Here is a 13,236-nt window from a genome sequence, read left to right as displayed (position 1 = left end):
GAATTCGTGTTCGCTTTGCCGTGGAATCAGCGTTCGATTTGGTGTGGATTGGGTGTTCGTTTTGCGTGGAATAGGCACACCAGCCCGCCAATGGGTGCCGTGGAATATTCAAATAATGGTCACCTCGGGCGGGATGAACAGGAGAACGCCTACAGGAAGCGCGCGTCGTTGCCGCGTCCTTTCGCTTGTCGCTAAGTGGCGCCAACGGGAAAGGTATAGGCTGCCGCTGTCGGGTCGCCTCAAGGTAGAAGGCTTCCTTGGATCTGCTTCGGGGGGCGCTACGGAATAGTCGCCGATTCAGCTGCCAGTCGCCGCCTAGCAGGACACAGGAATAAAGAGAATCTTCTAACTCAAAAAAGCGTGGGGCGGAGCTACCCCGCCCCTTTGCTAGACCGGGTTTCGACCTTCACCTACATAACGCTTCAAGCGCACATGAGTCGGACAGGGCCCGACAGAACACCTAAATCGCAATGTTGTTTGAAACCATTCTTTCGGGAGCGATAGTAGACTGGCACACATTGTTTTGCACGTCAAGCCATTCGCACGCTCAACTTGCCTGACTGTCTTTTAATCCGGCGTGTTGTTTACTACCCGGATCTCCCTTCTGGGGAAGGGCCACGGGGTCGCGGCGCTGGCGATCATGTTGCCGTCGAGCAAGTGCAGCCGCTGCGACGGGGTCGTGTCGGACCGAACAGCGATCCCGTCGCTGCAGCCCTGCACGACATTGCCGCGTATCTGTAGCATCAGCCCGAGCCGGCCATACACACGGATGCCTTCGGAAAACAGCCGGTCTAGCCGCAACGACGTGGCGCGCGTGGCGCGCTCGCCCGGGCGGTCGGCGGTTTCGGTGGAAATGTCGTTGTCGACGACCCAAGCGCGCTCGGCATTGCCGAGGTAGATGCCGTGACGTGGCCTGTCGAGCGGCACCACCGCGAGCCGGATGGTGTTGCGCTCCACCCTTACCGAACGCATTGGCAGCCGACGCGACGTGCCGTTGCTGATCGCCACGCGCACGCCCTGCAGCGCCCCGTCGATGGCGTTGCCGCTGACCGCGATGTCGCCCGCCGAAGCGCCAGCAACGACGATGCCGGCATCGATCACCGGACTAATGACCTGGCTGAATGCGGCGTACGTCGGCTCAAAGCCGTCGAAACCGACGCCATTCGAGACGATCCGACCGCGTCTGGCCCAGAGGTTTCCCATCAGCTCGCGCACGTCTAGGCGCACTTCGCGCGAATTCGCCTGCCGATCGGATCGGGCGGCGTAGGCGCGCGCGAACGCCTCCCACACCGAGCTTGAGATGCTGGCGAGTGTAAGGAAAGAGATCGTCATCTTCCGGTCGCCCAGTACGATAGTTTGCAGGCGGAATAGGCCTTGCGCGCGCGTGTGCGGCCATACCAGTTCGCGGTCGTCCCTTGAATACGAGAACAGCAACCGTCCCATCGAGGCCGAGGCCATCGGATCGTCGATCCAGCGCTGCACGGTACGGCCTGTCGACTCCCCGCGTGGGCGAATACGGTTGTCGCTAATGCGGGCGGTCACCGCGTTGAGCACCAGCATTCCGCAGGCAAGGTCTCCCGCGACGATGTCGCAATCGGTGACGACCACGTCGCCGCCACCCCGGTGCGCACCGGCGCCTGCATCGATGCGCAAGCACGCCGCCTGCCGCCAACGCGTACCGCCGGAGATCAGCGTCGCGCGCCCGACCCGCACCGAACCGCACTGTGCGATGTCGAGCGCACCCGTCGTCATGGTCCCTACGCGAGGCTTCCACGGAGAACGGTTCTCGGCCGCGATAGTGAGATTGGCGACCTCGACAGAGCGGCAGTCGCGGAAGCGCAGCGCGGTAGTGGCGCCATAGCACCAGACCTTGCTGCCCGGCCCAGAGCCGATCACGCGAACGTGGCCCTTGCCGCGAACTTCGACCGGCGCGCTCAACGGGAAGTTGCCGACCGGCAGGCAGATCGTCGCGCTGGCACCCTGAGGAATGCGGGTGAATACCTGTTCCCAACCATTACCCGGCTGCGCACTGAGCGCGCAGTGGCCACCCTTCCGGTCGGCGAGCTCGGTGATCGCTGCCTGCACGTCGGTGGCGGCGAGGTCGGTGCGCGATGGATCGTAGCGGACAAGGTCGGCGGTAAGGTCATTGAGTGGCGCAAAGACTTGGCGCAGGTCTCGCGTAACCGAAAAGGCCATGCCGCTGCGACGGACGAGCGCCAGCACAGCATAGCGGCGCTGGCCATCACCCGGCGCGTAAAAGCCGACATTGCCCTCGCCAGCCAGAGCCACGGTCACATCGGGTGTATGGTAAGGTGGCCAGAGGATGTCACCGGTGCGGGTACGCGCAGGCACTGCCCACCCTGCGCCGCGCTGGTAGTGACCCGGCGCAAAGCGGACCTTGACGCCGCGCGACAGTGCCACCCATGCGCTGCCCGCCGGAATTACCTGTGGCAACCCCGCCCACCGCCGTAAGCGCACCGCGAGGCTTAAAACGCTTCCCGCCTCTCCGTCGATGGCGAGAGCCGCGCCCGGTTTACTGGTGACGCGACCGACCGGACCCGGCATGCCGGCGCGCTGTCGGTCTCTGCTCACCACCTCGACGAAGGCGCCGGCCGGGAATAGTTCGGCGGCGCGCTGGAGGGGCAAGTCGATGGCAAAGCCCGCCTCCCCCTCTCTTCGCAGCCCCGCCTCGACACCGCTATCCTCTGACCATTTGAACGTGGCACTGCTGGGTACGCCGGACTGGTGTATCTCGATGCGGAACAGCCGATTGAGCTGGTCGCGGTAGCCCGCAGTCGCAGGCATTTCGCAGGGGCTGGGATCGGTCGCTTCGGCCTCGGTCTGGACATCGGCGCTGAGGCCGCCGGTGGTCCTGCCCCAAGGGACAACGCTGACCGGATGGTTGCGCTCGATCGCGGTGATGAGTGCGTCGCGGCTCATGCCGATGCCCGTCAGCGGAACGACTCGCACCGTCCAGCCGACAATTTCCTGCACCACGGTATCCGCCCCTCCCAGACCCGGCTCGGGCAGCAGCGCATCGTCAACCTCCATAGCCGGGCGTGTGCCGGCCTCGATATAGACGAGGCCCTCCCCCCCGTCGGGCAGCGCGACCGCGAGCTCGGGCAGGATGCCGCGCTCTACTTGCGCGATATAGCCCACCGGTGCCGGGTTGTGACAGCGCAGGCCCTCGACGTAGAGGCTGCCCGCGCCGATCGTCAGTTCGCCGCTGCCACCACCGATCTGGAATCCCGCATCTTCGCGCGGTGCCCCCTGGCAGCCGACGGTGTCGACCATCGTCTTCTCCGCGCGTGCTGCGCTCAGTCCGGCCTGCGCGTTCCAATCCGCATCGAGCAACTGGCGGCCCTGCTGCAGCAGGATTGCGCGCGTCGAGAGCCGACCCGCCCGCTCCCGCGTATCCCGCGTGAAATCGCCTCGCATTGATTCCCTCCTCAGTTCATCAATTCGATGCCGGTCTGCATCGCGAACGGCGTCCAGTCCGGCAGATCACGGGCCAGCAGCATGCGCTTGCGGGTCCAGCTCGTCGCATTAGTGACGCCCATCTCGCGGCCGCCTTGCGCGCCCGCGAGGATCTCCGGCGGGCTCGAAGGCAGCAGGCGGCCGTAGCCCGCCTCGGCGGGCGACACAGCGGCAAACTCGGGACTCCGTGCGGCGTCCGTCGCATGGACCGGGTAACAGTGGTAGCGCCCGGGCACCACCGCACCTTCAGGAAAGGCAGAGTAGCGCGCGCATCCTTCCTGCACGTGGGCGACCCTAACGGTGACGTCATCGGGCGAATCGGGGCGGCGGGCGAAGAGGCAGTCGGATACCTCGCCGATCGCGCGCAGGAACACGCGGCCGATCAGCGTCGAGCGGTCCGCGGTTAGGATGCCGCCTGCCGAGTCCGCCGGGCCGGAAAGCGCAAATGCGCCGGGTGCGGCCGCATCGATCAGGCAATCGACCAGCGTCAGCTGCGCGGTTTCCTCCATGACGACGCGTCCGATCGTGCAGCGTGTCGCCTCGACCTCGATGCCCGCCTGACGTAGCACCAGCGTGGCGTCGCCCGGATGCATCGGCTGGCCCTGCGCCGAAAGCAGAAGGCCGGGCAGCAGCGTGCAGTCAATCAGCCGCAGTTTCTCCAGCCCCTCGGTGTCGATCACCAGCGGCCCGCCAATGAGTCTGAGACCGCGCAGGACGAGGATCGAGCCACTGCCACCGGTCACCTGCCAGCCCGCAGCGGACGCGACCAGCGTCGGCCAGGTGCAGGTGTCGGCACAGAGGCGCAATTGCGCATCGCCAGGCAGCGCGGTGGCGGCCGGGAGCTCCGTGATTCCGCCATCGTCGATGCGTATCTCGCACCGCCCCGCCGCGCTGTCCAGCGCAGCCGCAAGCGCGGCGGCGACGGCATCGCGCGTCGTGGCGGAGGGCACGGTTACGGGCACCGGATCGGGACCGGGCAACTCGGGGACATCGGTCTCGAACGGTGCCGGACTTGCATAGCCTCCCCCGCCCGTCGTTACTGCCGCGCCGTAGTGATACTTGAGCCGGATCTGCTCCGCGGGCGTTGCAATCTTCGCGTCGGGAAGCCGCAGGCGGCCGCGCATCGGATCGATGTGGATGCGCTCCCTCGCGGCTAAGTCGCCGTGCCGGTTCCAACCACCGCCGGGTGCGTCGGACAAATCGCAGAAACAGATCGCGTCTAGCCGCTGAAGCACGCCGTCGATATGCACGGCGACGCTCTTGTCCTCGTCCGGACCATCATCATAGTAGGCGTCCGGATGATCGACTGCGTCGATCAACGGGATCGGCGTCGGCATCTCGTCGAGGCCGAGGCGCGTCGCCTCGGTCGGGTCGCCCAGCCCCGCGCGCCAGAGCCAGAGCGTTGTGTCCGCGCCCGTGGGCGAGAAGCTGAAATGCCCCGGCCCCACCGAGAGCACCGGGCGCGGCGTCGTCTTTGCGTGCGGAAAGGATCGTGTGGTCCAGGTGCGCACGCCAATGTTGGGCACGGCGAAGCGCCCGCCTTCGCTCATCTCGCGCAGTTCGACCGTATGTTGGCCGATGAAATCGGGCAACTGCGCACGCCGCCCCGCACGCCCGTTGAGCGCCGCGGACATCGGCCGGTTGTCCTCGGGATAATCGAGGTGAAGCGTGGTGACGACGTGCCGGAAGTACTCCACCGCCTCGGTCGGGGCAGTCATGATCGCGCCGCTGCGCAGTGCCAGCGCGCGGGCCGTTCCCTTGGCGCGCCGCGCCGCGATAGTGCCGGCAACCTGCCGGCGCGCCGATTCCAGGTCGCCGGCATCGACGATGCGCGCGCCGACGAGCTCGCCGATATATGGGACCAGCCATGACGCACAGGTTTCGATGAAGAGGTCGTCGTACAGATTGTCGACCTCGGCCTCGAGCATGTCGAAGGTCTGCCCCATTATCGCCAGCAGGCTGGTGAGTGGCCCCTCCGGCGTGCCGTCGAGCGCGGGCACGGGAAAGCCCAGCCGCGCGGCGATCTCGGCGGCGGCGGTAGCGTCGCGAGTACGGAAGACCTCGGGCAGGAGGTCGAGGAGGCGCTCTGCGGTCGTCATGTGATGGTCCTGAAGTTGAGCGGGGCGGGATCGAGCGCCAGCAGTTCGGCCCCTTCTGGTAGGCCAAGCCGCGCGACGCGGCGGCCGTCTTTCGGCATGGCAGCGGCGAGCAAGTCACGGTTGGCGGGCGTGTCGCCGCGATAAAAGGCATCCACGTCGATCCAGTCGACGCCATCGACCGCCTGCATCGCCGAGATCACCTCGGACTTCGCCACCGGCTGGCCGAGCGCGCGCGCGGCAAAGCCGAAACGGTCACGCAGTACCTGTTCGACGCGCGGGAATACGGCATCGGGGAAGTAGCCCGGCACCAATGCGATGCCCGCTTCGAGGCGGAACCACGTGGGCCGGAAATGGGCGATCGTCAGGCCGGTCGCGGGATCGGAAATCCCGCCGATGAGGTTACGCAGCTTCACGAGATCGCCTTCCGGCACAGGCGCGCCGCTGACGCCCGCGACAGTGAGGAACACGGCGCGGCTGGAACCGCTCCAGATCCACGCGGCATGGGCCTTAGCGATGCCCGCAAAGCTCGCGGCGAAATCGGCGTAGTCGCGCAGCGCGACGATGCGCCCCAGCGTGAGCACCGAAAGTGGTGCTGCCTTGCGGGCATCGTCGGCGCACTGACCGTCGACCGCGCCTTCGGGCGCGAGCGGATTGGCCGCCGAGCGCACACCTTGCGGCTTGTCGGCCAGCAGCGAGAGCTGGCCCGCGCGCACCATGCCCGCCGAACCGAGTCCCTTGCGCCACGAGGCAACGACGTTGTTGACGCCGGTCGGCACGCGGCGGCCGTTGAGACCGTCGCCAGTGCACACGTCGACCGAGCCGTCCTCCTGATATGACAGACTGTAGACGCGATCGAGCGGCCCCGCCTCACGCAGCGAACCCACCCCCATCCATCGCACACCGTCGATGACGACGTCGAGCACGGGTGCGACTCCGGTCAGCGTCTGAGCCGCCAGATGGGTGAGCGGAATCACCGGCAGGCGAAAGCGCTGGCCCGGTTTCGATGCATCGCCGTGGCCGATGGGCTGCCCACCGCGCTCGCCGTGGGTCGCCTTGGCGAGATTGGCGTTGATCCGTACGGTGCCGCGCTTCAGCGCCCAAGGCAGCGCGCTTTTGAGATCAATCCGGGTCAGCCCGTCCTCGAGCGTGATTGTAGCGATGGTGTGGACGCTGATTTGCTCGATGCCGGTCAGGTCCTCGCGTTCGCCGGAGACTGCAACCGGCCGCCCTTCGGTGAGCTCGGGGTAATAGGCATCGAGCAGAAGCGAGGCGCCTTCCACCACCGCGGTTACCGGCAGGCGGGCGAGCGGCAGGCGTTCTGTATCCAGCAGCACCACGACCTCGGCCGTCGAGACGGAATTCCAGCCCGAAGACAGTGCCGGGAAGAAGCCGACGCGACTGGTGCGCGAAGTCAGCCGGCCGCGCTGCGCGGTCAGGGTCCGCACCGAGCGCACTTCGGCCACATGGACCATGCCGCCGTTGACGAAGGCGATGTAGGTGCCGGGCCGCAGTTCGGCATATTCCTGGTCGAGCGTCATCATCGAAAGCGACGCCGTAGCATGGGAAATATCTGGGATCTGCGAGGCGCCGTCGTCGGCCGCCGGCGTATTGTGTCCGAAGATCGCCGCGCGCGCGCGAAAGCGGTAAACGCCGTCTTTGCCGGGCAGTGGCGCAGGCGTGCGCTCGAACAGGTGCTGACGCAAAAGCTTGGGAGTCACCCGGCGCTGCGCCAGGCTTGCCTCGAAGGCGCGCTGCGGACGCAACACCTTGTCGATCTCGCTCTGGAAGAATGGCCGGCTGATGCCGAAGGGATTTGCGACGAAAGCGTTCGGCGGCAGCAGCGCTTGTGCAAGCAGCACGACCGGGAAGAACGTAGGCTGCGTCTCGTGGTCGATCCGAGTGGTCTTTGCAGCATTGTCTGGGTCTACCGTCTCGACCCGCTTCAGGTTTTGGTCCGAACCGTGCACGACCAGCAGCCAATCGCCCTTGCGCACGTCGGAGAGCAATCCCTGCACCAGCACGCTCTTCGCCGCCTCGACGTCGTCGACGCTTTGCATGCGCGTGGTTTGCGGACGCATGGCGTTAAGCCAGGGATGCGCCTCCATCGCCTCGACCGTCTCGAAGGCAATCATCTGCTCGCCAGGGCCCGGGATCGAATTGATACGCACGCCTTGCGGGATCGGCACGGCGTCGGGCGCGCCGGGCGCGTCTTCCAGCGTGAAGGCTATCCAGGTTTCCGCGGCCTTGCCCGGCCGCAACTCGTAGTCGAGCAGGCGGGCAAGCGCGCGGATCGAGCCGCGTTCGAGCGCGGTGCCGAGGTAGACCTCATTGGCGATGCGCTCGGCGTAGAAAGACAACACGTCGCCCGCGACCGCCCAGGCATCGAGCAGGGCTATCGCGGGATCGTCGCTCGCCCGCGTGTTGAGATCGACGAGGTAGTGCCGCTCGCACCCGACCGACTGACGCATGCCTTCGAGGAAGATGCCGTAGCTGCCGCTGCGATAGGCGATCTGCGGGAGGCCCGGCAAGTTGGCCGGCAGCATGCCTGGCTTCAGCGTGACATCGCGGCTCATTGCCCCCCCTCCATGTTCAGCGACACCTTGCCGCGATCGGGATAGTTTGGGTCGTTGGCGAGGATCGGGATCTCGTACGCGCCGAATGCCATGGTCCCGGTCTCCAGCACATCGCCAGCACCCGCGCCCCTGCCCTGGCGCGTGAGGCCGATGATCTCGACGTGGCGCACGCCGCCCACGCATTGCGCAGCGGCAATGAGGCGCGAGAGCCGGATCGGTTCGCCGAAGCTGAAGCGGTTGGGGTGAAAGAGGCCGAGCGTGCCGTCGGGCAGCACCGCGCCGCTAAAGAGTTGCAGCAGCCGTTCCTCGACATCGGCGCGTGGCACGTCCGGCAGGACGCAGACGCGCATCGCGAGTTCGAGCGGGACCAGTACCGGCTCGCGGAATTCGAGCGCATGGCCGGCGAGTCGATACGGCTCGAGATGATTGCGAAAGCTCGCTTCGAGATCGGCATCGAGCGGCGCGCCACCATCGACATCGACCAACAAAACAATCGCACGCCACGATCCCGTCCAACGCTCGACCGCGCGGGCGGCGGCGACCTTCGGGTGGGTCTCGAGGACCTTTGCGTAGTCTGCGCCGGTGACGGCACGGCGTTGCTCATTGAACATGATCGGCGCGCGCAGGCGCACGTCAGCAATCGTCTCGGGTGCGATCCCGCTGGCTGCCAGCGGATTCCGGATCGCCTCGATGTCGCTGGGCTGGCCTTCGAAGACCAGGAACGTCTCGTCGCGAGTGATGTTTCCGTCTGTCAGCAAATGCGCAAGGGCCTCGGCCCCGACGTCGCCCTCGGTGCCGTTGCCAACGCGGTAGCGCACGGCCATCGGCATGTCGCTTTCGGGCAGCCGCCCGGCCATGCCATCGCCGCTGCGCAGCACAGAGGGAGCGTCGGTCTCGACATCGAGCACGAGGTGCGTCTGCACCGAATCGCTGGCGAACAGGTCGGGCACAACTTGCCAGTGAACCAGTGAGCCGTCGCCGCCGGTCTGGCTTGCGGTGATCGCCGGGCGCGTTAGCGCCGGATTCGGGCGCAGGAGTTCGCTTGCCGTGTCAGCGGCATCAAACGGGATCGCCTGCGTCACCGAACAGTCCGGCAGCGGAATAACAACACGTCGGCGGCCGGGCTTGAGCACCGGCAGAACGGTCTCCTGGCCCACGCTCTCACCGTGATCGGCCGGTACCAAGTTGCCGCGCGCCACCAGCGTGGGCTGGTTCGGCGCGGGCGCGATCCCGTCGATCGTGTCATTGGTGGTGACGCGCGCGAGCGCAAAATCCGCGGGCAGCGCATCTGCCGTCGACCAGCTGAGGTGCAGCAGTTCGAGCGGCACCGGATCGCCACCCGCGTCGAGCTGGCCCACGGGGTCCACCCCCTCGACAACTTCGGCCAGGCGCACGACATGGCGGCGCTCGAAATCCGGAACGGCATCGCCCGTCGCGGGTTCGGCAACCTGTTCGATCAGAAGCAGGTCGCCCGCCGCCAGCGCCAGTGCGCGGCCCGGGTCGGCAACCGCCATGGCGGTCGCACCTTTCGCAAGGCCGGTCAGCGCTCCCAGGTAGTCGTGGATGACAATGCGGTTGCGCACCGAGGAGAGCACGCAGTCGGCCATCGCCTCGAAGAACTTCGCGCCGTCAAGCCGCGCCTGCTGCACCTCCGGCGTTTCGGTCCCGGCCGCGGCGACGCCTTCGGTGCGGGTCATGAACCGGGCGCCCGCGCGAACGGTCGCCGTCACCGCGCGCTCGCCCGCGAAAGGTTCACGCATGCGGATATGGACGAAGGTGCGCGCGTTGCAGCCGTCGTGCATCGCATAGTCGACCAGCTTCGCGTGCCGTTTGGCCGAAGCGCGCAGGCGCGCGGTATCGAGGTAGCTCTCAGTCGCGACCGCGTCCTGTGCATAGGCAAGGCGGTCCGCCGCGTGTGCCAGCATCTCGACCAGCGTGACTTCGACGGACGCTGCGCCCGGCTCCTTCCAGCCGGGCATGAGCACCGCGAGCCGATCGAGCATGAGCCGGCGAAATCCCTGATAGTCGCGCGCAACGTAATCGATCGGAGCCGCGGGCAGCGGATCGAGCGAGGCGACGGGCTCGCGCTGACAGTCGAACCCGACCTCACATTCACGGCGAAAGCCGAAGACGATCTCCGAGAGCAGCGGGTCGAAGCCGGGCAGCGGCGCACCGTTGCGGACGATGCGCAAGGTGTAGTTGGAGAAGTCTCCGCGCCGCTCGACCTGAACGTGGAGGACGCTGCCGTCGGCCTGGATTCCGCTCACCGCGATGCGCGGGCGGCGCACGCCGCCTGTAATGACGATGTTCGCCGCGGACACGTCGCTGGGTGCGGGCGGAAACGCGCATTCGAGGTCGAGGAACAGGTCGTCGCCGCGCTTAACAACCTCGAGGCCGACGATGCCGTTGATTTGGGGGCCGCCGATGGCGGCCGCACGGCGCAGCAGGTTGACGCGGTCAAGCCGCGCGTCGGGACTCAGTGCGTTCATGTCAGCCTCCTTTCGAAGCGCGCCGAGCCGTTCTTGCCGCTGGCCCGCAGCGAATAGGTCAGCTCAAGCGTGACAGTGGACTCGGAGACCTCGACCGACAGTTCCTGGATCGCGAGAACGTCGCCCAGCCAGCGCTGGATCGCGCCGCGCATGCTCATGTCCAGCGCACCCGCCAACTCCGGCGCGGCGCCTGCAAAGAGCAGGCGGTTGAGGCCGCAACCGAAGTCGGGCTGGTTCACCCGCTCGCCGGGTGCGGTGAAGAGCACGAGTTCGAGCATGTCGCGCACGTGCCCGTCGTCATCGCGCGTGAGCGTGCGACCGTGGCGCGGGGCGAAGGGGAAGGCCATCCAACTCATGTGGCGCTCACCCGCGTCTGGCCCGAGACGACCATGCCTGGCCCAACGCCCATGGGCATCGAACTCTGAATCAGCACCGAGGCGCCGACAGCGGTCACCCGCATTGCCGGCATCGTCCACGCCAGGACGGTGCAGAATGGACCCGAACTGCCAGATAGCGAGCAGCCGCCGATCATGTGCTGATCGCTCGTCACCGCAACCGGGCTGCCGCCGACAAGCACGCGCGTTTGCGAGGGCGTATGCGTGGCGCTGCCGGCGTGGCCGCACATTACGGTGGTGGCCGAGGTCACGAGCGGAGCGCCCATCACATGACCTCCAGCGCGCCGCTGTTGACGCTGACCTTGATGCCCTGCAGTTCGATCTTTGCGCCCTTGCCGCCGTCGATGGTGATGCCTGCAGGCCCGAGGCTGAGCTTGGGCCCGGAGGAAAGCTCGATCTCCAGCATCGCCGCGCCGGGCTGGTCGGTGAGCGTCACTGTCAGTCCGTCGGTCTTGAACACCTTCATCGTTTCCACCGCCGGAGTGGCTGGCGGCCGGCTGGACTGGTCCCAGAAGCCACCCATCCACACCGGGTCGGCTGGGTTGCCTTTCTCGAACATGACCCAGACGTTGGCCCCGACCGGCGGCAACGCGAAAGGCCCCTTGTCCGAAGCCGCGAAGGCGACGCAAGGCTTGGCCCAGGACTGGTCGGAAGCGCCGGGCACCTCTGGCACGTTGACCTGCAACCGCGCGAGCGTCAGCGGGTCGAGGTTCGACAGCACTGTGCCGCGGTAGATACCATAGAAGGTGGCGTTGCTCATGGGATCACCACCGGGGTCGTCGTCCCGGTCCCCTCCCGCGTGAGCTTGAACTGCTGGCGGTAGTCACCGCGTTTGAGGACGTGCTTGACTTCCTCGACAAACCAGAACCCGTCGTGTGCCCGGCCCGCGCCACGCAGGCCGACGAGCTGGCGCGGCTCCAGCACGCGCCCGTACTTGGCGCTCACAACCTCCCCCTGCGCCGTCAACACATCGGTCGAGCGCTCCGACTGCGCTTGCGCCTCGGCCTGGGCGCCTGCCGCTGAAACCGCTCCGGACGGCCTGTAGATGCGGCTGCCCGCCACGTCGCTATTGGCAAGCGCCGGCTCAGTTGCGAGCGGCGGGCGCAGCGAGGCGGGCGCCGAGCGCACTGGGACCGACTGGTTGGTCGTGCGGTCCTGAACCTCGCCCGAGACCGCGTGGGCCTCGGCGGCGTTGTACTGGAAATCGATCTGCGCCACGTTGCTGTCCGCCCCCATGTTCACCGTCAGAGCCCGTTGCGGCACGCCGATGCGCGGCTGCGGGCCGAAGTAGCCGGTGCTGGTGCCAGGAAACGGGCCTGGGATCACGGTGAACACATAGCCCGCCTGCCCGGCGAGGCTTTCGAGGAAGTCGAGATCGGTGCCCGACTGCGTCGTCACCCGGTCCATCGGCAGCGGCGCTTCCGCCGTCGGCGGCGGGATCACCGTCGGCACGAGGCCGTATTCGGCATAGCGCGCCATGATGAGCGCGGCAATGGCGGCGGGCGGCAATCCGGGATAGCTCTCGTCGCGCTCCTGCTGGTCCATCTTGAAACGCAGATCCTCGGCCGTCACCGCCAGCGTGCCGTCGCCGCGCCCCTGCCCCGGATTGAGCTGGGCCTGGGTCACGATGCCGTCGAACAGTACTTTGGGAATCAAGCCCATGGTCAGCACCAGTACGAAGCGAGCGCCGACCTTGAGGCCCGGCTGCTTCATGATTGGGTAATCGTCGATGTCGGCAAGGCTGGTCCCGCGTCCGGCCTTGAACTGTGCCTGCAGGCCGGAGCGGCTCTCGGTGCCCTGAGTGATCTCGACCGTGTCGATCGCGCGCAGCGCCGCTTCGGGCAGCGGCAGCAGCACCCCGCGTCCGGCCAGCACGGTCATGTAAACGCCGAGTAGACTCATTTGCCTATCTCCGGCAGCGGCACGGTAAGGCGGCGGCCCACGGGCTCTTCGAGGTCCTCGGGGTGGATCAGGAGGTGCGCGTCGGCCACGCGCCACCACTGATCGCCGTCGCCCAGTACGCGGGCGGCGAACACGTCGAGCCGGTCGCCCGCCTGAGTCGGCACGTAGGCGAGCACGGTCAGGCGCTCCGGATCGGGCAGCAAACGGCGCGCGAGATAGCTCACGGGCTTGCCGTCCGCGCAGGGCCGCTGGCGGATCGACAGGCTTGCATAACGGCCATCGGGATCGTTCATCTCTCCTC

9 protein-coding genes and 1 pseudogene are annotated in these 13,236 nt (G+C 67.1%); 1 reads left to right on the top strand and 9 read right to left on the bottom strand.

What is annotated here, in order from left to right; genetic code table 11:
- Window positions 1–195 (top strand): annotated as a pseudogene (locus AWB78_RS48700) (hypothetical protein); the annotation flags it as partial.
- Window positions 196–567: 372 nt separating this feature from the next.
- Here AWB78_RS48700 and AWB78_RS35105 read toward each other — a convergent pair.
- The 9 genes from AWB78_RS35105 to AWB78_RS35065 are packed head-to-tail and all read right to left on the bottom strand — an operon-like array spanning window position 568 to window position 13,228.
- Window positions 568–3,438 (bottom strand): hypothetical protein, encoded by a 2,871-nt coding sequence (locus AWB78_RS35105; RefSeq protein ID WP_062611227.1) that lies wholly within the window; start codon window positions 3,436–3,438, stop codon window positions 568–570.
- Between the two features lie 11 nt (window positions 3,439–3,449).
- Window positions 3,450–5,576 (bottom strand): hypothetical protein, encoded by a 2,127-nt coding sequence (locus tag AWB78_RS35100; protein ID WP_062611225.1) that lies wholly within the window; start codon window positions 5,574–5,576, stop codon window positions 3,450–3,452.
- Window positions 5,573–8,149, bottom strand: a complete 2,577-nt coding sequence (locus AWB78_RS35095) for a baseplate J/gp47 family protein (protein ID WP_062611223.1) — start codon at window positions 8,147–8,149, stop codon at window positions 5,573–5,575. The genes AWB78_RS35100 and AWB78_RS35095 overlap by 4 nt, the downstream gene beginning before the upstream one ends.
- Window positions 8,146–10,638, bottom strand: coding sequence for a baseplate J/gp47 family protein (locus AWB78_RS35090; RefSeq protein ID WP_062611221.1), 2,493 nt, complete (start codon window positions 10,636–10,638; stop codon window positions 8,146–8,148). Before AWB78_RS35090 ends, AWB78_RS35095 begins: the two co-directional genes overlap by 4 nt.
- Entirely contained in the window at window positions 10,635–10,994 is a 360-nt protein-coding gene (locus tag AWB78_RS35085; RefSeq protein WP_062611219.1) for a GPW/gp25 family protein, read from the bottom strand. Before AWB78_RS35085 ends, AWB78_RS35090 begins: the two co-directional genes overlap by 4 nt.
- On the bottom strand, window positions 10,991–11,299 hold the full coding sequence (locus tag AWB78_RS35080; RefSeq protein ID WP_062611218.1) for a hypothetical protein: 309 nt from the start codon (window positions 11,297–11,299) through the stop codon (window positions 10,991–10,993). The genes AWB78_RS35085 and AWB78_RS35080 overlap by 4 nt, the downstream gene beginning before the upstream one ends.
- Window positions 11,299–11,793 (bottom strand): phage baseplate assembly protein V, encoded by a 495-nt coding sequence (locus AWB78_RS35075; RefSeq protein ID WP_062611216.1) that lies wholly within the window; start codon window positions 11,791–11,793, stop codon window positions 11,299–11,301. Before AWB78_RS35075 ends, AWB78_RS35080 begins: the two co-directional genes overlap by 1 nt.
- Complete coding sequence (locus AWB78_RS35070) at window positions 11,790–12,935, bottom strand: hypothetical protein (protein WP_062611213.1); 1,146 nt, start codon at window positions 12,933–12,935, stop codon at window positions 11,790–11,792. The genes AWB78_RS35075 and AWB78_RS35070 overlap by 4 nt, the downstream gene beginning before the upstream one ends.
- Window positions 12,932–13,228 carry a hypothetical protein gene (locus AWB78_RS35065; protein ID WP_062611211.1) on the bottom strand — a complete coding sequence of 99 codons (297 nt, stop codon included), beginning with the start codon at window positions 13,226–13,228 and terminating at the stop codon, window positions 12,932–12,934. Before AWB78_RS35065 ends, AWB78_RS35070 begins: the two co-directional genes overlap by 4 nt.
- Window positions 13,229–13,236 lie beyond the last annotated feature (8 nt).

Origin of the sequence: Caballeronia calidae (assembly GCF_900044055.2) — a bacterium.
GTDB classification, from domain to species: Bacteria; Pseudomonadota; Gammaproteobacteria; order Burkholderiales; family Burkholderiaceae; genus Caballeronia; species Caballeronia calidae.
This window is presented reverse-complemented; position numbering and strand designations above follow the sequence as displayed.

Bases quoted from the DNA above. Each gene is read 5' to 3' on its own strand.
- AWB78_RS35065 (WP_062611211.1), bottom strand. From the start codon at position 13,228: ATGAACGATCCCGATGGCCGTTATGCAAGCCTGTCGATCCGCCAGCGG.
- AWB78_RS35105 (WP_062611227.1), bottom strand. From the start codon at position 3,438: ATGCGAGGCGATTTCACGCGGGATACGCGGGAGCGGGCGGGTCGGCTC.
- AWB78_RS35070 (WP_062611213.1), bottom strand. From the start codon at position 12,935: ATGAGTCTACTCGGCGTTTACATGACCGTGCTGGCCGGACGCGGGGTG.
- AWB78_RS35095 (WP_062611223.1), bottom strand. From the start codon at position 8,149: ATGAGCCGCGATGTCACGCTGAAGCCAGGCATGCTGCCGGCCAACTTG.
- AWB78_RS35075 (WP_062611216.1), bottom strand. From the start codon at position 11,793: ATGAGCAACGCCACCTTCTATGGTATCTACCGCGGCACAGTGCTGTCG.
- AWB78_RS35100 (WP_062611225.1), bottom strand. From the start codon at position 5,576: ATGACGACCGCAGAGCGCCTCCTCGACCTCCTGCCCGAGGTCTTCCGT.
- AWB78_RS35085 (WP_062611219.1), bottom strand. From the start codon at position 10,994: ATGAGTTGGATGGCCTTCCCCTTCGCCCCGCGCCACGGTCGCACGCTC.
- AWB78_RS35090 (WP_062611221.1), bottom strand. From the start codon at position 10,638: ATGAACGCACTGAGTCCCGACGCGCGGCTTGACCGCGTCAACCTGCTG.
- AWB78_RS35080 (WP_062611218.1), bottom strand. From the start codon at position 11,299: ATGGGCGCTCCGCTCGTGACCTCGGCCACCACCGTAATGTGCGGCCAC.